The sequence below is a fragment of the Ruegeria sp. ABM4_193 genome, assembly GCF_056158705.1.
This window is the reverse complement of the sequence record NZ_JBSWTT010000001.1, coordinates 2,467,887-2,485,412: the sequence shown is the minus strand read 5'-3', so window position 1 is coordinate 2,485,412 and position 17,526 is coordinate 2,467,887. Positions and strand designations below refer to the sequence as shown.

The 17,526-nt window shown below is 57.0% G+C and carries 26 protein-coding genes and 3 tRNA genes; 16 read left to right on the top strand and 13 right to left on the bottom strand.

From position 1 onward, the window contains the following. Positions 1–98: 98 nt before the first annotated feature. Positions 99–1,394 carry a lipoprotein-releasing ABC transporter permease subunit gene (locus ACXADZ_RS12415; protein WP_475196750.1) on the top strand — a complete coding sequence of 432 codons (1,296 nt, stop codon included), beginning with the start codon at positions 99–101 and terminating at the stop codon, positions 1,392–1,394. Further along, positions 1,387–2,073 (top strand): ABC transporter ATP-binding protein, encoded by a 687-nt coding sequence (locus tag ACXADZ_RS12410; protein ID WP_475196749.1) that lies wholly within the window; start codon positions 1,387–1,389, stop codon positions 2,071–2,073. Before ACXADZ_RS12415 ends, ACXADZ_RS12410 begins: the two co-directional genes overlap by 8 nt. Here ACXADZ_RS12410 and ACXADZ_RS12405 read toward each other — a convergent pair. Beyond that, positions 2,057–2,494, bottom strand: coding sequence for a DMT family transporter (locus ACXADZ_RS12405; protein ID WP_475196747.1), 438 nt, complete (start codon positions 2,492–2,494; stop codon positions 2,057–2,059). The two genes, ACXADZ_RS12410 and ACXADZ_RS12405, sit on opposite strands and share 17 nt — an antisense overlap. A 93-nt stretch (positions 2,495–2,587) precedes the next feature. Between ACXADZ_RS12405 and ACXADZ_RS12400 the strand changes: the two genes are divergently transcribed. After that, on the top strand, positions 2,588–2,992 hold the full coding sequence (locus tag ACXADZ_RS12400) for a c-type cytochrome (protein ID WP_475196745.1): 405 nt from the start codon (positions 2,588–2,590) through the stop codon (positions 2,990–2,992). Here ACXADZ_RS12400 and ACXADZ_RS12395 read toward each other — a convergent pair. Continuing rightward, positions 2,983–3,675: a hypothetical protein gene (locus ACXADZ_RS12395; RefSeq protein WP_475196743.1), complete on the bottom strand. Its 693-nt coding sequence runs from the start codon at positions 3,673–3,675 to the stop codon at positions 2,983–2,985. The genes ACXADZ_RS12400 and ACXADZ_RS12395 overlap by 10 nt on opposite strands. A 42-nt stretch (positions 3,676–3,717) precedes the next feature. Beyond that, positions 3,718–4,380: a DNA-3-methyladenine glycosylase I gene (locus ACXADZ_RS12390; RefSeq protein WP_475196740.1), complete on the bottom strand. Its 663-nt coding sequence runs from the start codon at positions 4,378–4,380 to the stop codon at positions 3,718–3,720. A 79-nt stretch (positions 4,381–4,459) separates the two neighbouring features. Here ACXADZ_RS12390 and ACXADZ_RS12385 point away from each other — a divergent pair, with 79 nt between their 5' ends. The 5 genes from ACXADZ_RS12385 to ACXADZ_RS12365 all read left to right on the top strand — a co-directional run bounded on the left by ACXADZ_RS12385 (position 4,460) and on the right by ACXADZ_RS12365 (position 8,406). Beyond that, positions 4,460–4,591, top strand: coding sequence for a hypothetical protein (locus ACXADZ_RS12385; RefSeq protein ID WP_256367957.1), 132 nt, complete (start codon positions 4,460–4,462; stop codon positions 4,589–4,591). A gap of 105 nt (positions 4,592–4,696) precedes the next feature. After that, on the top strand, positions 4,697–5,362 hold the full coding sequence (locus ACXADZ_RS12380) for an NnrU family protein (RefSeq protein WP_475196738.1): 666 nt from the start codon (positions 4,697–4,699) through the stop codon (positions 5,360–5,362). Between the two features lie 69 nt (positions 5,363–5,431). Continuing rightward, complete coding sequence (locus ACXADZ_RS12375) at positions 5,432–5,953, top strand: DUF2478 domain-containing protein (protein WP_475196734.1); 522 nt, start codon at positions 5,432–5,434, stop codon at positions 5,951–5,953. Positions 5,954–6,040: 87 nt separating this feature from the next. Beyond that, complete coding sequence (locus tag ACXADZ_RS12370; RefSeq protein WP_475196732.1) at positions 6,041–7,288, top strand: D-arabinono-1,4-lactone oxidase; 1,248 nt, start codon at positions 6,041–6,043, stop codon at positions 7,286–7,288. Next, positions 7,285–8,406 (top strand): alanine racemase, encoded by a 1,122-nt coding sequence (locus ACXADZ_RS12365; protein WP_475196730.1) that lies wholly within the window; start codon positions 7,285–7,287, stop codon positions 8,404–8,406. The genes ACXADZ_RS12370 and ACXADZ_RS12365 overlap by 4 nt, the downstream gene beginning before the upstream one ends. Positions 8,407–8,441: 35 nt before the next feature. On the opposite strand, the gene ACXADZ_RS12360 is transcribed toward ACXADZ_RS12365, so the two are convergent. Next, positions 8,442–8,525: transfer RNA gene (locus tag ACXADZ_RS12360), tRNA-Tyr, on the bottom strand. Between the two features lie 116 nt (positions 8,526–8,641). On the opposite strand from ACXADZ_RS12360, the gene rlmB reads away from it, so the two are divergent. The 4 genes from rlmB (at position 8,642) to ACXADZ_RS12340 (ending at position 10,933) form a co-directional block, all read left to right on the top strand. Continuing rightward, on the top strand, positions 8,642–9,412 hold the full coding sequence (rlmB, locus tag ACXADZ_RS12355) for a 23S rRNA (guanosine(2251)-2'-O)-methyltransferase RlmB (RefSeq protein WP_475196728.1): 771 nt from the start codon (positions 8,642–8,644) through the stop codon (positions 9,410–9,412). 15 nt (positions 9,413–9,427) lie between these two features. Continuing rightward, positions 9,428–9,709: a hypothetical protein gene (locus ACXADZ_RS12350; protein ID WP_171092649.1), complete on the top strand. Its 282-nt coding sequence runs from the start codon at positions 9,428–9,430 to the stop codon at positions 9,707–9,709. Between the two features lie 98 nt (positions 9,710–9,807). Beyond that, positions 9,808–10,266 carry a YHS domain-containing (seleno)protein gene (locus tag ACXADZ_RS12345; RefSeq protein WP_171668753.1) on the top strand — a complete coding sequence of 153 codons (459 nt, stop codon included), beginning with the start codon at positions 9,808–9,810 and terminating at the stop codon, positions 10,264–10,266. A 196-nt stretch (positions 10,267–10,462) separates the two neighbouring features. Then, positions 10,463–10,933 (top strand): CoA-binding protein, encoded by a 471-nt coding sequence (locus tag ACXADZ_RS12340; protein ID WP_475196726.1) that lies wholly within the window; start codon positions 10,463–10,465, stop codon positions 10,931–10,933. Here ACXADZ_RS12340 and ACXADZ_RS12335 read toward each other — a convergent pair. The 3 genes from ACXADZ_RS12335 to hisF form a co-directional block, all read right to left on the bottom strand. After that, positions 10,930–11,502: a hypothetical protein gene (locus ACXADZ_RS12335; RefSeq protein ID WP_171092393.1), complete on the bottom strand. Its 573-nt coding sequence runs from the start codon at positions 11,500–11,502 to the stop codon at positions 10,930–10,932. The two genes, ACXADZ_RS12340 and ACXADZ_RS12335, sit on opposite strands and share 4 nt — an antisense overlap. Positions 11,503–11,571: 69 nt before the next feature. After that, positions 11,572–11,889 carry a phosphoribosyl-ATP diphosphatase gene (locus ACXADZ_RS12330; RefSeq protein ID WP_171092391.1) on the bottom strand — a complete coding sequence of 106 codons (318 nt, stop codon included), beginning with the start codon at positions 11,887–11,889 and terminating at the stop codon, positions 11,572–11,574. Beyond that, positions 11,886–12,647 (bottom strand): imidazole glycerol phosphate synthase subunit HisF, encoded by a 762-nt coding sequence (hisF, locus tag ACXADZ_RS12325; RefSeq protein WP_475196723.1) that lies wholly within the window; start codon positions 12,645–12,647, stop codon positions 11,886–11,888. The genes ACXADZ_RS12330 and hisF overlap by 4 nt, the downstream gene beginning before the upstream one ends. A 120-nt stretch (positions 12,648–12,767) precedes the next feature. Between hisF and ACXADZ_RS12320 the strand changes: the two genes are divergently transcribed. Further along, entirely contained in the window at positions 12,768–13,214 is a 447-nt protein-coding gene (locus tag ACXADZ_RS12320) for a DUF302 domain-containing protein (RefSeq protein WP_475196721.1), read from the top strand. Positions 13,215–13,218: 4 nt separating this feature from the next. Here ACXADZ_RS12320 and hisA read toward each other — a convergent pair whose 3' ends face one another. After that, positions 13,219–13,938 carry a 1-(5-phosphoribosyl)-5-[(5-phosphoribosylamino)methylideneamino]imidazole-4-carboxamide isomerase gene (gene hisA / locus ACXADZ_RS12315; RefSeq protein ID WP_475196719.1) on the bottom strand — a complete coding sequence of 240 codons (720 nt, stop codon included), beginning with the start codon at positions 13,936–13,938 and terminating at the stop codon, positions 13,219–13,221. Between the two features lie 134 nt (positions 13,939–14,072). On the opposite strand from hisA, the gene ACXADZ_RS12310 reads away from it, so the two are divergent. Then, on the top strand, positions 14,073–14,474 hold the full coding sequence (locus tag ACXADZ_RS12310; RefSeq protein WP_475196717.1) for a DUF2147 domain-containing protein: 402 nt from the start codon (positions 14,073–14,075) through the stop codon (positions 14,472–14,474). A gap of 3 nt (positions 14,475–14,477) precedes the next feature. Here the strand turns inward: ACXADZ_RS12310 and hisH are convergent, their stop codons facing one another. Next, complete coding sequence (gene hisH / locus ACXADZ_RS12305) at positions 14,478–15,116, bottom strand: imidazole glycerol phosphate synthase subunit HisH (RefSeq protein ID WP_475196715.1); 639 nt, start codon at positions 15,114–15,116, stop codon at positions 14,478–14,480. Next, positions 15,117–15,704, bottom strand: coding sequence for an imidazoleglycerol-phosphate dehydratase HisB (gene hisB / locus ACXADZ_RS12300; protein WP_475196713.1), 588 nt, complete (start codon positions 15,702–15,704; stop codon positions 15,117–15,119). Between the two features lie 154 nt (positions 15,705–15,858). Here hisB and ACXADZ_RS12295 point away from each other — a divergent pair, with 154 nt between their 5' ends. Next, complete coding sequence (locus tag ACXADZ_RS12295; protein WP_050602861.1) at positions 15,859–16,098, top strand: Lrp/AsnC family transcriptional regulator; 240 nt, start codon at positions 15,859–15,861, stop codon at positions 16,096–16,098. Here the strand turns inward: ACXADZ_RS12295 and ACXADZ_RS12290 are convergent. The 3 genes from ACXADZ_RS12290 to ACXADZ_RS12280 all read right to left on the bottom strand — a co-directional run bounded on the left by ACXADZ_RS12290 (position 16,095) and on the right by ACXADZ_RS12280 (position 17,225). After that, positions 16,095–16,961, bottom strand: a complete 867-nt coding sequence (locus ACXADZ_RS12290) for a GNAT family N-acetyltransferase (protein ID WP_475196711.1) — start codon at positions 16,959–16,961, stop codon at positions 16,095–16,097. The genes ACXADZ_RS12295 and ACXADZ_RS12290 overlap by 4 nt on opposite strands. A gap of 81 nt (positions 16,962–17,042) precedes the next feature. Then, positions 17,043–17,117 (bottom strand) — tRNA-Gly (locus tag ACXADZ_RS12285). A 33-nt stretch (positions 17,118–17,150) separates the two neighbouring features. Next, positions 17,151–17,225, bottom strand: a tRNA-Gly gene (locus ACXADZ_RS12280). A gap of 148 nt (positions 17,226–17,373) precedes the next feature. Here ACXADZ_RS12280 and ACXADZ_RS12275 point away from each other — a divergent pair. Further along, positions 17,374–17,526, top strand: coding sequence for a hypothetical protein (locus tag ACXADZ_RS12275; protein ID WP_475196709.1), 153 nt, complete (start codon positions 17,374–17,376; stop codon positions 17,524–17,526).

Below are 17,526 nucleotides of genomic sequence, written 5' to 3'. Positions count from 1 at the left end.
CATTCAGGCCGAGGAACCAAGTCTTGGTGACTACCGGCTTGACCATCGGGTGAAATGCCGAAACTGTCGCCGCAAACAAGAAACACCCCGGAGCAGGCATGGCCAACACACCCCCGCCCTTTGCCCCTTTTGAATGGAAGATTGCATGGCGTTACCTGAGGGCCCGCAGGGCCGAAGGTGGTGTCAGTGTTATGACTTGGATTTCACTGATCGGGATCACCCTCGCCGTGTTTGCGCTGATTGCGACATTGTCGGTCCGCTCTGGTTTCCGTTCGGAATTTGTGGGCACCATTCTGGGGGCCAACGCGCATGTGACGGTTTATTCCTCAGGTGAGATCGACGCGCAGGGTCGGGTCGACCGAACAATGGCCGATTACGAGGACCGCTCGGCCCGGATCGCGCAGGTGCCCGGTGTTGAAAGAACAGCACCTTTGGTCAAAGGACAGGTGTTGATCACCAACCGCGACCGCAGCAGCGGGGTTGAGGTGTTTGGCATCCGACCTGACGATCTGCGCGACCTGCCAGGTATCGCGCAGGCAGAACAGTCTGCAGGAAATCTGACCGAGTTTCAAAGCGGTGAAGATGTCATTGCCATTGGATCCGGCGTCGCGCGTAGCATCGGTGCCACCGTGGGGGATGTTGTAAAACTGACCTCGCCCAATGGTGTCAAAACAGCCTTTGGCACCTCGCCGCGTGTGAACGCGTATCGCGTCGTTTATGTGTTCTCGGCAGGTCGTTATGATATCGACCGCACCCGCGTGTATATGCCGTTCTCGCAGGCGCAAAGTTTTTTCAACCGTGAAGGTGTGGCGGATGAGATTGAGGTGATGGTGGAAAAGCCAGAAGAACTGGGCTCGATCCTGATCTCAATTCTCGAAGCCTCGGGCGAACGCAGCCAGATATGGACTTGGCAGGATGCGTCGGGAGGCTTTCTGCGGGCGCTGGAAGTTGAAGACAACGTGATGTTCATCATCTTGTCGATCCTTGTTCTGATCGCTGCGATGAATATCGTTTCGGGCTTGATCATGCTGGTCAAAAACAAGGGGCGCGATATTGGCATCCTGCGCACCATTGGACTTAGCGAAGGGTCGGTTCTGCGTGTCTTTTTTATCTGTGGGGCGTTCACCGGCCTGATCGGAACGGCGATGGGAGTCATTCTGGGATGCCTTTTTGCGATCTATATCGATCCGATCTTTTCCTTCGTGAATTATGTGATGGGCGGCGGCGTCTGGGACCCGTCGATCCGCGGCATCTATGCTTTGCCGGCCGAACTGCACCTGAGCGACGTGCTCAAAGCCATAGGCCTGTCGCTTGGTCTGTCTTTCATCGTCACCTATTTTCCAGCGCGTCGTGCGGCGCGTCTGAACCCGGTTGAGGCGTTGCGCTATGAATGATGTCACATTGCGCCTGAATGGCCTGACCAAAACCTACCTCAAGGGCACGCCGGGTGAAGTACAGGTTCTGCGCGGTGTCGATCTGGACCTGCGCGCGGGTGAGGCCGTAGCGATGGTGGCCCCGTCCGGTGCGGGTAAATCAACGCTTCTGCACATTGCAGGACTGTTGGATATGCCCGACGACGGAACCGTTGAAATCGGAGGGCAGAACGTAAGCGGAAAGGGCGACCGAACCAGAACCGCGCTGCGCCGACAGGATGTCGGGTTCGTTTATCAGTTCCACCACTTGCTGCCCGAGTTTACAGCGCTCGAAAACATCACCCTGCCACAACTGGCGAACGGCATTTCCGAAAAAGCCGCGCAAAAGCGGGCCATGGATCTTCTGGACCGGGTGGGCGTTGCCCCGCGTGCCAGTCACCGCCCAGCCGCGTTGTCGGGTGGTGAGCAACAGCGCGTGGCCTTTTGCCGGGCGCTGGCCAACAAGCCGCGGGTTTTGCTGGCGGATGAACCGACCGGAAATCTGGACCCCGAAACCTCGGATCAGGTGTTTGATGCGCTGATGTCACTGGTCCAGGACGAGGGGTTGTCAGCCTTGATTGCGACGCACAACCTTGAACTGGCGGCGCGTATGGATCGGACGGTTAGACTTGAGGCTGGGGTGCTCAGGCCAGTTGAGTGATTGCAACACCAACGGCCATCACGGCAATACCCCCGGCCCGCATCCATGTCAGCGGCGTGATCTGAGCTCCAAACAGGCCGAGATGGTCAATGGCCGCTGTGCTGATCAATTGGCCCAGCAAAACAAAGAACACTGCGTTGCCTACTCCGAAATGCGGGGCGACGTGGGTGATTGACAGAACGTAGAACGCGATCAGCACGCCTGCCAGCAGCAGGTGTTTCGGGGCCTCAGCGACCTTGGATAGCGCTTCGAACCCCGGGAACAGCAGCATCACTAGCGCTGATGCGGCAAAAGCAATTGCGAACAGAATCACGGCGGCAGTGGTCGGCGATCCGATCAGCTTGCCCAAGGCTGCGTTCAAAGCGGCCAGAATTGGCACTCCGATCCCGGCTGCCAACATTATGGCTGCGTATTGTGTCATGTCCTGCATCCTCCCGCCTGCGTTGATCTGGATCATTGCGCCAAGGTGTCCACCGGGCAACCCTGCAAATGTCTATCGTGGCAGGAGGATACGATGTTCAAAGCAAAACTTGGTGTGCTGGTTTTATCAACTTCGCTCGCCACGTCTCAGGCGGTTTTTGCGCAAGACGCCAAGATCGGTGAGGAGCTTTACATGCACTATTGTGCAACTTGCCATGGGATCGATGCGACAGGGCAGGGGCCGATGGCCAGCGTGCTGGTTGTGCAGCCGAGTGATTTGACCAGCTTGTCTGGCGAAGGCGGCGTATTCCCAACCGCTCGTGTGGTTGCCCGAATCGATGGGCGTGATCCGTTGGTCAGCCACGGCAGCCCGATGCCGGTTTATGGTCCGCATTTCGACGGGCAAGACACGTCCATGAAAACACCGCAGGGCCAGCCGATCCTGACAAGCCAGCCTATTGTGGATCTGGTTGCCTATCTGGAAACGCTTCAGGACTGACTGCAAATTCCGTCTACTTCTGCCTCGCTCCATGGCAAAAGAACCGCTCGTTCGCGCCCTTTTTCCGGCAACGGGGACAGGTCGAAATGTGCACCCAACATAGTGTGGAGCCTTGCTGTGCGCTCGGCCTGAGGGTCCAGCGCACGGCAACACACGTATTCCTCGACAATCGCGCCCTGCTGTTCGAAGCCATAGGACAAAAAGTCAGGTGAGGTATCCAGATCGAACAGATACGGATCCCGTCTTCCGCCGTGTTCTGCCGCTGCTCGCAAGGGGTGATAGCCGGTGGTTGCGCGATTCTGCCATTGCCATACATGGGTCAATTCATGAGCCAGTAACATCGCGGCGATCAGGTTCATCTGATCGGGAAAGTCGGTCATGTAATCTTCCAGATACCAGTCGCGTGCAAAATAGACCTTGTTGAACAGGGCGACGGCTGCGGGTTTGCCAGTAACAAACCCCGCTTCGACAGGCGGCAAAATAAGCTCACGGCAGGCCAAACGTGGGCGTTCTTCCCGGAAATACGTGACCGGAGCGACCGGGGCACCTTCGACCAATCGCACATTGTCTAGACTCAGTGTGTCGCCTTGAATGCTCTCTGCAAACACGCGCTCTGGTTCTGTCAGCGGACGCCCGCAGGACGATAGAAATAAGAGAGAAACTAGAAAAACGCGCAGAACCATATGAAGAATCCTAGTCTGCTGCGCCCGTTCAGCAAACCGTTTTCAAACGCTTATAGCCAGAACCCGGCTGATTTCCGTCAAGGATCGCCCGGATTGATCCATCCAAGTGTTGAATGCTTGCTGGACAGCCACCATCGCCTTTTTGGACGTGGCAGGTTTGTCGATCACGCCTTCGGCAATCAGCCGGGCGGTAACGTCCTGGGACAGAATAAAACTGTCGCGCCCAATAAACCTCATAGCATATTGTGCCGACGCCCCACCCAGACGCGAGCCGCGCTTGGCCAACATTGCCAGCAAGCTGATATAATCTTCCGAAGGCCAGCCACCCAGCACTTTGCCCGCGCCGCCTTCTTCACGCAATTCCATAAGAAAAACAGCGTTGTCACGCACCGTCGAAATCTTGGTGCCGTTGCGTACGATTCGCGTATCTTGCAACAACGCATCGAATTTTTCGTCATCCATAAAGGCACACCGCCCCACGTCAAAACCGTCAAACGCGGCTTCGAAGCCATCCCATTTGTTTTCGATGACTTTCCAGTTGAACCCAGCCTGAAAGATGCATTTTGTAATGATGGCCAGCCAACGATCTTCTGGCAGGGCTACCAGTTCATCCTGGGTTTTGGGTTTGTACAGCATAGCTTGCAACGCATCTGGCCCGCCATGTCGTTCGGCAGCAATTTCGAAGATTTCGTCAAATGCGCGCATTTATCCAGCCTCAGATACCATCTTCTGAGTGTTTGCCTTTTGTTCCGCCTTTGCAATCAAAAAATATAGCTGCCAGTGCATGAGCCCGGTCCTGACTGTGTTTCAGATCGGCGAGTTCTCGGCCGGGGCTGCGATGGCGATTCTGGCACTGATCGCAGACCGCATTGTGCAAGGCTTTGCCGAAGAACGCCGCGCGGCGCTTGGCTTGTAACACAGGGCAGGGGCGGCATGTTTGCCCCTGCGCAAAACTTGATTTCGGACAAGGAACCCAGCGCTATTCTGATCTAGACCGATCCCAATACGTTCGGAGATCACCATGACCGGTTGGGTTCTATTCCTTGCAGCGCTTGTCACATTTCTTCTCAGTCACGCGATTCCCGTGCGGCCGACGGTGCGCGGGTGGTTGATCGGAACGCTGGGGCATCGTGGGTACTTTGCAGGGTATTCCATCCTGTCGCTGGCTGTGCTGGCCTGGCTGATCATTGCAGCCGCAAACGCACCTTATGTGGAGGTCATTCCACCGTTTCCTGTATTGCGTTGGGTGCCGGTCTTGATCATGCCGGTTGTCTGTTGGCTGGCCCTTGCGGGGCTTGCCATTCAAAATCCGTTCTCGTTCGGCGGGCTAGGCAACCGGACCTTTGATCCTGAGAAGCCTGGTATCTTGCGCACCACCCGCCATCCGGTCCTTGCCGCGTTGATGATGTGGGCATTGGCGCACTTCCTGGCCAATGGCAGCCTGTCGCATGTCATCCTGTTTGGCCTGTTTGCCGGTTTCGCAGCCATGGGTATGGCCTTGATCGACCGCCGCAAACATAGCGAAATGGGCATGGAATGGATCCGTTTGTCGCGAAATACTGCGCGCTTTTCACTCCGCGTGCCGCGTCCTTGGCCGCGCCCCTGGGTGTGGCTGTCCGCACTGGCCGCTTATGCGGTTCTACTTCACCTGCACGCACCTGTGATCGGCCTGTCTCCGCTTCCGTAGCTGGGGGAGTGGTCGGATGTACCTGAGCGTGCTATTTGAAATGTCGCAATGAAAAACAAGAGGTCCAAGATGAATCTGGCCTACGTCACCACCACCGATCGCGGTGCCACTGATCGCCTGTTAAGCGCTGTTGCAGAACACCTGCTGGCTTCGGGTGCGAAACTTGCGGGCGTTGTTCAGACCAACACAGAATGCGCGGACAGCAGCAAATGCGACATGGATGTGCGCGTGCTGCCCGAAGGTGAGACCATTCGTATTTCGCAATCGCTGGGAACCCAGTCGCGCGGTTGCCGTCTGGATCCGGCGGCGCTGGAACAGGCGGTCGGATATGTAACGTCGTCGCTGTTCGACGCACCTCAACTGTTGATCATTAACAAGTTTGGCAAGCACGAGGCCGATGGCCGCGGGTTTCGCCCGGTGATCGCTGAAGCACTGGCTCAGGACATCCCGGTCCTGGTCGGTGTGAACGGTCTGAACAGTGAGAAGTTTCAGGACTTCACAGGTGGTGATGCGGAACAGCTGGACTCGGACCTGAGCGCAATCGTCGCTTGGTTCGAGCGCGTAAACGCGCAGCAGGCCACCGCGGCCTAAGCCAAGTCACGTCACGTAACACGCTGAATCCCTGCCTTGTTTCGCTGACTTCGGGCTGCAATCCTCGCAATACGGAGGACGAGCTGAATGTGGTCAAACTGGGCAGGAAACGAAAACACAAATACTGCGGTCATGCGTCCGACAACACTGGATGCGTTGCAACGCGCTGTAATGTCGCCTCAGACCCTGAGGGTCGTTGGCGCTGGCCACTCTTTCACACCTATTGTGGCAGGGGCCGAGCGTATTCTGGACCTGTCGCAGCTTGAGGCCCCAACAATCGGTGCGGCTGAGGACGGGCAGGTCTGGGTGAACGCCAACGCACGCCTGCGCGATCTGTCCCCTGCTTTGGCTGACCGGGGGCTGGCTTTTCGCAATCTTGGCGACATCAATACTCAATCGCTGGCTGGGGCGGTTTCGACCGCGACCCATGGCACGGGGAGCGAGTTGCCCTGTCTTGCCGCAGAAATCACGGATGCGCGCTTTGTCGGTGCAAGCGGTGAGGCCTTAACCTCAGCCGATATTCCTTTGGACATGGCACAAGTAACGCTTGGGTTGCTGGGTGTTCTGACCGAAGCCCGCATCAACGTTGTGCCCAAGTACAATCTGCGCCGTCAGGTCACGCTGACCGATTTGCCGGAGTGCCTGTTGAACATGCACAAGAACTGGGCTGAGCACCGAAACTTCGAATTTTTCTACATTCCTTTCACTGGCAAGGCCGTCGAACTTCGCCATTCAGTGGTCGACGCGCCCGAAACCAAGGCCCCGCGTGATCTGGATATGCTGGCGGTCAAGGTTCTGAAACTTGCCCGAAACGCAGGGCGGTTCAGCGGTGGTTTGCGCTCAGCACTGCTTAGACTTTTGACGATGGCGCAATCCGACGAGGATTATGTAGGCGAAAGCTGGCGGGTTCTGTGCAGTGACCGCCATTTCCGCTTTAAAGAGATGGAGTATCACCTGCCCCCTGAGGTCGCCAGCGACGTGTTGGCTGAGGTGTTCCGCCGTCTCGAACGGGACCACAGAGACATCTATTTCCCCATTGAGGTGCGACAGACCGCAGGCGACACTGCGTGCCTTTCGCCGTTTCAGGGCGGCCCGCGTATCTCTGTTGCTATTCACACGGATGCGGATGAGGACCACAGTAGCTACTTCAACGCGCTGGAACCGCTTTTTGTCGAGGCCGGTGGTCGCCCGCATTGGGGCAAGATGCACAGCCTGACATACCGGGAACTATCCGGCCTTTACCCCGATTTCGACCGCTTCTGCGCCTTGCGTGAACAGCTTGATCCGCAGGGCAAGTTCCTGACACCTGCCTTGTCGAAGCTGTTTCAGCCATGAACGACCCGTATGTCGCCCGTCTGTCGCAATCGCTGCGAATTTATGGTGTGGATCATCCAGCCATCGCAATTGACCTGAACCGGCTCGAGTCCAATTGCGCGATGGCGATGGCCGGTGTTGATGCCGGGCTTGAGAATCGCTTGGTTGCTAAATCTTTGCCTTGCTTGCCACTTTTGGATCAAATCCGGGGTCTGATCCCAACCTCGGGGCTTATGACGTTCTCAGAACCAATGTTGACCGCCTTGTTGCAAGCCGAAGGTGGCACCGATCACCTGATTGGCAAGCCTTTGCCCGTTGGCTCTGCAGCGCGTGTGCTTCAGGCAAACCCCGATGCCGCAGATCGGGTGCAGTGGCTGATCGACACCCCAGAACGCTTGCAGGACTATCTGACGCTTGCGGACCAGACCGGCTTGTCTTTGCGTTTGTCGCTTGAATTGGACATTGGGTTGCATCGCGGTGGCCTGAGCGCGGATCAGTTTGCCAGTGTAGTAAAAGCGATTGTCGCGCACCCGTTGGCGCAGTTGAGCGGCGTGATGGGATATGAGGCGCATCTGGCGAAGCTGCCTTATTTGTTCAGGCCCCAAGCCGAGCGGCGCTGCGCCGAAGCCTATCGCCAAGCCGTTGCAGCTCTGCCCCACAGCGGCGCAGGGCTGTGCCTAAATACAGGTGGCAGCCTGACCTTTCAGGCTTATGGCGCAACCGGTTCCGCAACCGAGGTCGCCTTTGGTTCGGTTCTCGTCAAGCCTTCGGATTTCGACCATCCTTCGACAGCGGCTTTTCAACCTGCAGCTTTTATCGCGACGCCAATACTCAAGACCATGCCCGGCAATGCTTTGCCCGGGTTAGAGTTCCTACCGCGACGCAAGACGGATGTTGCCGTGTTTGGCGGGCATTTTCTTGCGCAACCGGTTTATCCAGAAGGATTTTCCTATTCCTCAATCTTCGGCCGATCCAGCAATCAGGAGGTCTGGACAGGCCCGGCGTCTAGTATTGTGCAACCTGGTGACATTGCCTTGCTACGCCCGACGCAAAGCGAAGCGGTGTTGAACCAATTTGGCAAGGTTTTGGCTGTACGGGATGGTGCGGTTGTACAGGAATGGGAAACCCTGCCGAATTAACAGCAGGTTGCAATGAATCACACATCTTTGGAAGATGGTGGGCGACCCTGGAATTGAACCAGGCGTGCGTCTCCGCGAGGGAGTTACAGTCCCCTGCCACACCTTGCGGCCTGTCGCCCACTGTCAGGCGTTGCACCTGACGTGGAGGCGTGATTACTAGCGCACCAAAGGAGCGTCAACAGGAAAATTCCGCTTTGACGCAGGAAACCGAATTCTCGGCCCGGAGGCCCCTAAAATGAAGAAACCCAAATGGGTCGTCGAAAAGGAACAGGCGCGCAAAGCTGCTGCCGCCGAAACCGTCTGGCTGTTTGGCTTGCATGCGGTTCGGGATGCTTTGATGAATCCAAATCGTCAGAAATTGCGCCTGATCGTGACCCGAAATGCGCGGGACAAGCTGGCGGAAGCTGTTGAATTTGCAGGGATCGAGGCCGAAATGGTTGATCCGCGCAAGTTTTCAGCGCCCATAGATGCGGGATCGGTTCACCAGGGTACGGCACTTGAGGTCAAACCGTTGGATTGGGGCGGTCTGGCTGAAAACTGTATCGGTCGGGAAAACCCGCGCGTCATCCTGCTGGATCGCGTGACCGATCCGCATAACGTCGGGGCGATTCTGCGTTCAGCCGAAGTTCTGGGGGCCAGCGCCGTGATTGGTACGCGCCATCACTCTGCACCTGAAACGGGGGCGTTGGCAAAAACCGCCAGCGGCGCACTTGAGCGTCAGCCTTATCTGCGGGTCCGCAATCTTGCGGATGCGATCATCGAACTTCAGGGCATGGGTTTTCTGGTTCTTGGACTGGACGGCGAAGCCGAGGTGACGATCGAAGGCGTACTGGACGAAGGGCGTGATCGCCCTGTGGCCCTTGTGCTTGGCGCGGAAGGCCCAGGCTTGCGGCAAAAAACCAAAGAGACGGTGGATCAGTTGGTGAAAATTGACGCAGCTGGTGGGTTTGGGTCACTGAATGTCTCAAACGCTGCGGCAATCGCCTTATATGCATCTCGTCCCTGAGCAAAGGAGAGCGTCATTTCCGGCCCATCCAAAATCGCCACCTGCTGTTATTGCGGGACCCGTGCGGCCCTGGTCCTGAAGGGAAAAGAGCGGCATGAGCTTAGTTGTTCAAGCTGCGGTGCGCCGCTGCATGATTTGAAGATGCTGCCAAAGCGCAAGGCTGAGAAGACCAAGCCGGCGCGACCTGCTGTGTCTCATGTGGCGCCTCCAAAGGCGAAACGCAAAAAGAAGAAAAAGAGCATGTTCTCGCGCGTATTCGACGAGGCTTGGGATGTGATTGAGGATATTTTCGACTGATCTCCCTGGCGTTGAAACTCGATCACATCCTTGTCAACAGGGCTTCCGTTGCCCGTGAAAACTTGCATCTTGATACTCTCAAGAACGCAGATTCTGACATGACGATGCTGATCCGACGTACCATCCTTGGCGCGCTGAGCGCCCTTTTCCTTTCTTCTGTCGCGTTTGCGCAGGATAAACCCGTCTATTTTGCCACCGAAGGCGTGGCCTTGGCCGGGTATGACCCCGTGACCTATTTCGAAGGCGCGACGCCTGTGATGGGTGCCCCGGAAAATGCGGTGATGTGGAAAGGGGCAAAATGGCACTTTTCGTCAGCCGAAAACCGCGAGCGTTTTGAAAGCAATCCGCGCGCTTTTGCTCCGCAGTTTGGTGGATATTGTTCATACGCGATGGCCAACGGCGTCCTGAAAAGCACGGATCCCAATGCGTGGCAGGTTGTCGATGGTCGACTGTACCTGACGCATTCACCGCAGATCGAAGTGATGTGGCGGCAGGACAGGGCCGAGTACATTGAAATGGCAGAAGAAAACTGGCCGGTGATCTTGTATCAGAAATAGGCGAGAATCAGCTAATTGTGAAAAGTCATCACAAAAATGCGCGCCCCCTCTTTTTTTTAACCAACTCATGCCTAAATGTCACAGTGACCGCGGAACGGAACTGCCGCGGGTCATTTCACTGTCCCTCGTTCCAACAACTGGCGCCCAAGGTTTCTTGGGCGCTTTTTTCTTTTGGGAACCCTGTTAAGGATAGGGTATGCCAGACTATTCCGATCAGCACCTCAAGAACATTCTGCAACGGACCAAGACGGTTGCCGTTGTTGGGGTGTCGATGAACCCTGTGCGGCCCAGCTTTTACGTTGCGCGCTATCTTTCGCTGAAAGGGTTCGATGTGATCCCCGTCAATCCGGGACACGCGGGCAAGGAACTGTTTGGCCAGACGGTGCGTAGCAGTTTGTCAGAGGTATCCGGGCCAGTGGACATGGTCGACATTTTCCGGCGGTCCGAAGCTGTGCCGCCTATCGTTGACGAAGCATTGGCGACCTTCCCTTCCCTCAGCACGATCTGGATGCAAATCGGTGTCGAACACCCCGAAGCAGCCGCCCTCGCCGAAGCCCGTGGTGTGGAGGTGGTGATGAACCGTTGTCCCAAGATCGAATATCAGCGCCTGTTTGGCGAACTGCGTATGGGCGGGTTTTCGACTGGGATTATCTCGTCCAAGCTTTAGGGCGTTGTCGGCTGATAGGGTTTCAACCGGGCCACCTGTTCCTGCCGCCGTTTCTCTAGCACCACGTCGCGCGGCACCCACTCGTATCGGGTGTCCTCGACCAGTGGAGACCAGAACAAAACTCCACCATAGCGCCACGGGTCCAGCACAACACCGTCATAAAGCGATTCCCCCTTGCGGCTGATGATTGCCGTGCTGTGGTCGATCCTAAACGGGTTGTCGGCATTGGCGATCGCGCGGTGCATCTCCAACGTTTGAAAGTTTTCCTGTTTCAGGCGGCGCTCAATGTCTTCGGCCCAGTGCCAGCATAAGCCGCGCGGGCGTAGTCCCTTGTTGACTTTTGTATTGTGGATCAAGGGTGGGTCGGTGATCTGATATTCATCAACAAGTTGCGCGGTGTAGGCATAAGCGACTTGCGCCGCGCGTTGGGCTTCGTCAGGATCTACATCAGGCCCCAAGCTTTGGATTTGAGTTGCCAGCCGTTGGACCTCATCCCCGGTCGAGGGTGGTGGCGCAGAACAGGCCGCAGCAATGGCAAGCGTTGCCACAAGCATCAAAACTCGGATCATGTCGCGCCCTCGGCCTGCCAATCTGACGTCCGAGTATAGCGGCCTAAACAGCAGCGCGGAACCCAGGCGTTACCCCTTGGGGCGGGATGCTTTTTCTGCGATACCGCTGACGCCCTGACGACGTGCCAGTTCGGTCAGGACATCATCCAGCGCCACGTCCCGCGCGGCCAACATGACCAGAAGGTGATACAGAACATCAGCCGCCTCAGAGGTCAGCTTGGCTTTGTCATCCTTGACGGCCTCGATGATCGCCTCAACGGCTTCTTCGCCAAACTTCTCGGCGCATTTCTCGGGACCTTTGGCCAGCAGCTTGGCTGTCCAGCTGGAGTCCGGGTCTGCGTCTTTGCGGTCTTCAATCGTCCGGGCCAGATCGTGCAGGATGCTCATTTCAGCCTCATGGGAATGCCCGCAGCGGCCATGTGTTCCTTGGCCTCGCGGATGGTGTATTCGCCGAAATGGAAGATCGAAGCAGCCAGTACGGCGCTTGCACCGCCTTTGGTGACACCTTCGACCAGATGGTCCAGATTACCGACGCCGCCGCTGGCAATCACCGGCACATTCACCGCGTAGGAAATGGCGCGGGTCAGGGGTAGGTTGAAGCCCGCCTTGGTGCCGTCACGATCCATCGACGTCAAAAGGATTTCCCCGGCCCCTTTGGCAACAACCGTTTTGGCAAATTCGACCGCATCAATACCGGTGGGCTTGCGTCCGCCATGGGTGAAAATCTCCCACTTGCCGGGGCTGACGGTCTTGGCGTCGATGGCGCAAACGATGCATTGGCTGCCAAACTGGTCCGCCGATTCCGCGATCACATCCGGGTTGGCGACGGCAGCCGAGTTGAAACTGACCTTGTCCGCCCCTGCCAGCAACAGGGCACGCACATCATCCTTGGTGCGCACGCCACCGCCTACTGTCAGTGGAACAAAGCATTGCTCGGCCGTGCGTTGCACCACATCAAACATAGTGCCGCGGTTTTCGTGCGTCGCGTGGATATCCAGAAAACAGATTTCGTCCGCTCCAGCGGCGTCATACGCTTTCGCTGACTCCACGGGGTCGCCTGCATCGCGCAGGCCGACGAAGTTCACGCCTTTGACCACGCGGCCGTCAGCAACATCAAGGCAGGGGATGATCCGGGTTTTCAGCATGTGGGCGTCCTTAGTTGCCGGACCTTTAGCGGCAAAGCCCCGCCGATGCCAGACTTGTGATTGTGATCCATCGTGAAGCCATGGAAATTAGAGGCGAAATTCATGAAAAGGAATATCGAAATGAAACATCTTCTTCTGGCTTCAATTCTCACGTTTGGAGGCGCGCTGTCCGCTATGGCTGACGACATCATCAAAGTACAAACAGATAAATCCGTTTCTGAAGCGCTGGATGCGCTGGAAGCGGCGGTTGGCAATGCCGGTGCCACTGTGTTTGCCCGCATTGACCACGCAGCTGGTGCGGAAAAGGTCGGTACACCCATTCCCGCCAATCAGGTGCTGATTTTTGGCAATCCAGCGCTGGGCACGCCCGCGATGCAGATCGACCCACGCGCCGGTTTGTTCCTGCCGCTTAAGGTTCAGGCCTATGAGGACGCCAACGGTCAGGTCTGGCTGGCCTATGAAGACCCCAAGGAAACAATGGATGAACTGGATGATGTTGAAAACTCACCCGTCATCGAAAAGATGCGCGGCGCACTGGCCAAGCTGACTGCCGCCGCCGCGCAGTAATCCATCAAGACAGGGCGCGAATGGCCTCAGCCAGGTCGATCGCGCCATCATAGAGCGCCCGGCCCGAGATCGCGCCATTCAGCTCGACACCACAATCGCGCAAAGCGATCAGGTCTTCCAGTGAGCTGACACCGCCCGAGGCGATAACCGGGATGGATACGGCCTGTGCAAGCGCGGCGGTGGCCTCGACATTCGGGCCCTGCATCGCACCGTCGCGGTTGATGTCCGTGTAGATGATGGCTGCGACGCCTGCATCTTCGAAACTGCGGGCCAGATCGGTGACCTGAACATCAGTCTCCTCGGCCCAGCCTTTGGTCGCCACCATCCCGTTGCGCGCATCGATGCCCACGGCGACCTTGCCGGGGAAGGCTTTGGCCGCTTCGCGCACCAGATCAGGGTTTTCAACCGCAACTGTACCCAAAATGACCCGCGCCAATCCCTTGTCAATCCATGTTTCGATCGTGGCCATGTCCCGGATACCACCGCCTAACTGAGCAGGCACGTCGCAGGCTTTCAGAATCGCCTCAACCGGGGCGGCATTGACCGGCTCACCCGCAAATGCGCCGTTCAGATCGACCAGATGCAACCACTCGCAGCCTGCATCAACAAAGGCACGGGCCTGCGCCGCGGGGTCTTCGTTGAATACAGTGGCCTTGTCCATTTCACCGCGCAGCAGGCGCACGGCGTGGCCGTCTTTGAGGTCGATGGCTGGGTAGAGGATCATGTCGGGCGGCCCTATATCTGTGATACACGCGCGGGATATCGCACAGGCAGGGCAGGGGATGCAACGCGACGCTGGGTCATTCTTGCCCGTCGGTCCTTGGCGGGTCAGACTGCCCTCAAAACAGGGAGAAAATCATGAAGAAATTCACTTTTGCAGCGGGCTTGTCGCTTCTTGCGACTGGCGCTTTGGCAGCAGATCCTGTCGACGGTTTGTGGAAGACCGCCCCGGGCGACACCGGCGGTTACCTGCATGTCACGATTTCTGAATGCGGGAGCGCGATTTGCGGCACCATCGACAGCGCATTTGACGCAGATGGCAACCAGCAGCTGGAATATGAAAATCTGGGCAAACAGATCATTTGGGACATGATCCCTGAAGGTGGCGGCAGCTATGACAGCGGCAAGATCTGGGCACCGGACCGCGACAAGACTTACAATTCGAAAATGTCGCTGGACGGCCAGAACAAGCTGACCGTCAAGGGGTGTGTGGCTGGCGGTTTGATCTGCCGGGGTCAGACCTGGACGCGCGTCCAGTAATCCTCAGGGTGTCCAGGTCAGGAAATTGCCCAGCATACGCAGACCAACGTCCTGACTTTTCTCGGGGTGGAACTGCATCCCAACCATCGTGTCGCGGCCAATCACGGCCGTGACCTCTTGCCCATAGTCAACGTAAGCCAGCCGCTGTGTTGGGTCGTTCACACGAAAATGGTAGGAGTGGACGAAATAAGTGTGATCGCCAGTTTTCACCCCGTTGAACACTGGGTGATCGCTTTCCAAGACCAGATTGTTCCAGCCCATATGGGGGACTTTTAGGGCTGCATCCGAAGGCTCGATTCGGACAACATCACCTGCAACCCAGCCCAAACCCTCGGTTTCGCTGTATTCATGGCCCTTAGAGGCCATCAGCTGCATCCCAACGCAAATTCCCAGAAACGGACGACCTTTCTGTTCGACCGCCTCAACCATCGCGTCATAGATGCCCTTGTGCCCGCGTAATTCGGAGGCACAGGCCGGGAAAGCCCCGTCACCGGGCAGAACCAGGCGGTCCGCGCGCGCGACAACATCGGCGTCCGAAGTCACAACAACCTCACCGGCACTGACCTCTTGCGCCATGCGCTGAAAGGCTTTTTCTGCCGAGTGAAGATTGCCACTTTCGTAGTCGATAATGGCAGTCAGCATTTATAGCGCGCCTTTGGTCGACGGAATTGCATCCGCCTTGCGGGGGTCTGTTTCGACCGCATCACGCAGCGCACGCGCGACGGCTTTGAACGCAGCCTCGGCAATGTGGTGGCTGTTGAACCCGTGCAACTGGTCGATGTGCAGGGTGATGCCACCATGGGTGCTGAGGGCCTGAAAGAACTCTCGCACCAGTTCGGTGTCGAACGAGCCAATCTTAGGCGTCGGCAAGTCTACATTCCAAATCAAGAACGGACGGCCCGACAGATCCAGCGCACAGCGCACTTGCGCGTCATCCATGGGCAGATGGCATTCGCCATAACGGCGGATACCTTTCTTGTCGCCCAAAGCTTGTGTCAGTGCCTGACCCAGCGCGATGCCGGTATCTTCGACCGTGTGATGGTCGTCAATGTGATAATCACCCTTGGCGCTGATCGTCATGTCGATCAGCGAATGGCGCGCCAGCTGATCCAGCATGTGGTCAAAGAAGCCAACACCGGTCTGGTTGTCATAGGTGCCGGTGCCATCCAGATTGACCTGAACCGTGATCTCGGTCTCGGCGGTCTTGCGGCTGATCGAAGCGCTGCGCATGGGCGAATTCCTTTTGCTACAGGCGCGCTTATAGACGGGGTTGGGTAGCCTTATCCAGACCATAGGTGGCATTCAGGCCAAACTGTTGCAGGGGATTGCGCCCGGCTGTGCACCGTGTCAGCTTGCAAGCAACACGAACCGATGGGGTCACACCATGTCCACCTGCGTTTTCATCCAGATCCGCTGCAAACCCGGCACCACTTACAAGGTGGCCGAGGAAATCGCCCTGCGCGAAATTCATTCCGAGTTGTATTCCACCAGCGGCGAATATGACCTTCTGCTCAAGCTCTACATCCCCGAAACCGAGGATGTGGGCCATTTTATCAACGAACACCTGCTGGTTATTCCCAACATCGAACGCTCGCTGACCACCATGACATTCAAGGCGTTCTAGCCCAGCTCGAACGTCGTCACGCCAAAGATTCGGTCCAGATCGATATCCGGCTGATGGCTGGAATACATTCGTGCGGTTTCAAACACTTTGTCCAGCCCAAGCGCGTCGGCCAAAGCGAAGGCTGATGTGTTGGGCTGTGGCATGTCCACAAAAACCTCATGCTCGTTGTGGTCTTCGGGAATTGCCGTCAGCAGAGCGGCCAACAGAGCCCTTGCAATGTCGGCATTGTCCGCAAACAGCGGGCCAACCTTGTACCCGGTGAGGCAAGGGCGCAGCGTTGCGTAGCCTCGGATTCTGCCGTTGTCGGAATAGACCTTTGATACGTGATTGTAAGCGCTGAGCCAGCTTTCAAGGAACAAATCGCGTGCAGCGGGAAACATGTCGCGGTCATAGGCTTTCAATTCATCTGACGCGCTGCTCATATCCGCTATGCAATCATTCGAAGATGTACCCAGCTTCGCCAGCATCCGCGTTTTAGTTCCGGCAAATCGGTAGTTGTTATAAGCAAAGGTAAAGCCGGATTTGCGATAATTGTCCTGTTGCTCGACAACCCCATCCAGACCCATGTTACGACCGCCGCAATGAGCAAGCGCATGTTGCGCGATCTCAAGCCCGTGACCATGGTGCCGGAATTCGGGTTTAACGATGTAAAAGCCCAGAAACGCGAAATCGGTGTCGTAATTTACCGCCGAGACCGACGAAATCATCTCTCCTTCCAGGAACCCACCCAGAAACCCGTCCGGGTCTGTTGGTCGAAAGCACTCGGCGTCATGTACGCCGGGGTTCCATCCCTCGCGCCCGGCCCAATCCACAGCGTGCTGGACTTCGGCGGCAGTGAGCGGGCGAATGGTATAATCAGACATAGGGTAATCCTGCGTTGCGTAATGCAACCAGAATGGCGCAACGTGGCGTAAAGAACCAGCATATTGAGAAAGTTTGGTATCTGGAGCGGGCGAGGCGATTCGAACGCCCGACCCTAACCTTGGCAAGGTTATGCTCTACCCCTGAGCTACGCCCGCATCAGATACATATGTGGTCCGAAGACCTCTCAATGGAGCGGGCGAGGCGATTCGAACGCCCGACCCTAACCTTGGCAAGGTTATGCTCTACCCCTGAGCTACGCCCGCGCCGTTGAGTGAGGAGGGATGTATAAATTCCCACGCGGGGCTGCAAGCGGAAAAACACAAAAAAGAGGAAAAATCTTTCGACGGAAATGCGCCTCTGGCGCGTTCTATTTTCAGAGCATCACAAAACAAGAGGGGCTAAGTTAAGGAAATGGCGAATACAACAGACCTGAAAATGGCGGTGTTGGCGGTTTTGATCGTGCTGACAACGGTGATCTGCACGCGGGACGAAAACAGGGTGGCAGAGATCGAGCCGGTTCTGATTCAAGCTCCGGCGGTCGATACGCGAGTTTTGGCAAGTTGA

Excerpts from the sequence above, each read along its gene's own strand:
- ACXADZ_RS12390 (WP_475196740.1), bottom strand. The coding sequence starts at position 4,380 with ATGCGCGCATTTGACGAAATCTTCGAAATTGCTGCCGAACGACATGGC.
- ACXADZ_RS12275 (WP_475196709.1), top strand. The coding sequence starts at position 17,374 with ATGGCGAATACAACAGACCTGAAAATGGCGGTGTTGGCGGTTTTGATC.
- ACXADZ_RS12380 (WP_475196738.1), top strand. The coding sequence starts at position 4,697 with ATGACCGGTTGGGTTCTATTCCTTGCAGCGCTTGTCACATTTCTTCTC.
- ACXADZ_RS12410 (WP_475196749.1), top strand. The coding sequence starts at position 1,387 with ATGAATGATGTCACATTGCGCCTGAATGGCCTGACCAAAACCTACCTC.
- ACXADZ_RS12290 (WP_475196711.1), bottom strand. The coding sequence starts at position 16,961 with ATGTCTGATTATACCATTCGCCCGCTCACTGCCGCCGAAGTCCAGCAC.
- ACXADZ_RS12405 (WP_475196747.1), bottom strand. The coding sequence starts at position 2,494 with ATGACACAATACGCAGCCATAATGTTGGCAGCCGGGATCGGAGTGCCA.
- ACXADZ_RS12310 (WP_475196717.1), top strand. The coding sequence starts at position 14,073 with ATGAAGAAATTCACTTTTGCAGCGGGCTTGTCGCTTCTTGCGACTGGC.
- ACXADZ_RS12415 (WP_475196750.1), top strand. The coding sequence starts at position 99 with ATGGCCAACACACCCCCGCCCTTTGCCCCTTTTGAATGGAAGATTGCA.
- ACXADZ_RS12375 (WP_475196734.1), top strand. The coding sequence starts at position 5,432 with ATGAATCTGGCCTACGTCACCACCACCGATCGCGGTGCCACTGATCGC.
- rlmB (WP_475196728.1), top strand. The coding sequence starts at position 8,642 with ATGAAGAAACCCAAATGGGTCGTCGAAAAGGAACAGGCGCGCAAAGCT.
- ACXADZ_RS12365 (WP_475196730.1), top strand. The coding sequence starts at position 7,285 with ATGAACGACCCGTATGTCGCCCGTCTGTCGCAATCGCTGCGAATTTAT.
- ACXADZ_RS12395 (WP_475196743.1), bottom strand. The coding sequence starts at position 3,675 with ATGGTTCTGCGCGTTTTTCTAGTTTCTCTCTTATTTCTATCGTCCTGC.
- ACXADZ_RS12330 (WP_171092391.1), bottom strand. The coding sequence starts at position 11,889 with ATGAGCATCCTGCACGATCTGGCCCGGACGATTGAAGACCGCAAAGAC.
- ACXADZ_RS12400 (WP_475196745.1), top strand. The coding sequence starts at position 2,588 with ATGTTCAAAGCAAAACTTGGTGTGCTGGTTTTATCAACTTCGCTCGCC.
- hisA (WP_475196719.1), bottom strand. The coding sequence starts at position 13,938 with ATGATCCTCTACCCAGCCATCGACCTCAAAGACGGCCACGCCGTGCGC.
- hisH (WP_475196715.1), bottom strand. The coding sequence starts at position 15,116 with ATGCTGACTGCCATTATCGACTACGAAAGTGGCAATCTTCACTCGGCA.
- ACXADZ_RS12345 (WP_171668753.1), top strand. The coding sequence starts at position 9,808 with ATGACGATGCTGATCCGACGTACCATCCTTGGCGCGCTGAGCGCCCTT.
- ACXADZ_RS12295 (WP_050602861.1), top strand. The coding sequence starts at position 15,859 with ATGTCCACCTGCGTTTTCATCCAGATCCGCTGCAAACCCGGCACCACT.
- ACXADZ_RS12385 (WP_256367957.1), top strand. The coding sequence starts at position 4,460 with ATGAGCCCGGTCCTGACTGTGTTTCAGATCGGCGAGTTCTCGGCCGGG.
- ACXADZ_RS12320 (WP_475196721.1), top strand. The coding sequence starts at position 12,768 with ATGAAACATCTTCTTCTGGCTTCAATTCTCACGTTTGGAGGCGCGCTG.
- hisF (WP_475196723.1), bottom strand. The coding sequence starts at position 12,647 with ATGCTGAAAACCCGGATCATCCCCTGCCTTGATGTTGCTGACGGCCGC.
- ACXADZ_RS12335 (WP_171092393.1), bottom strand. The coding sequence starts at position 11,502 with ATGATCCGAGTTTTGATGCTTGTGGCAACGCTTGCCATTGCTGCGGCC.
- ACXADZ_RS12370 (WP_475196732.1), top strand. The coding sequence starts at position 6,041 with ATGTGGTCAAACTGGGCAGGAAACGAAAACACAAATACTGCGGTCATG.
- ACXADZ_RS12340 (WP_475196726.1), top strand. The coding sequence starts at position 10,463 with ATGCCAGACTATTCCGATCAGCACCTCAAGAACATTCTGCAACGGACC.
- hisB (WP_475196713.1), bottom strand. The coding sequence starts at position 15,704 with ATGCGCAGCGCTTCGATCAGCCGCAAGACCGCCGAGACCGAGATCACG.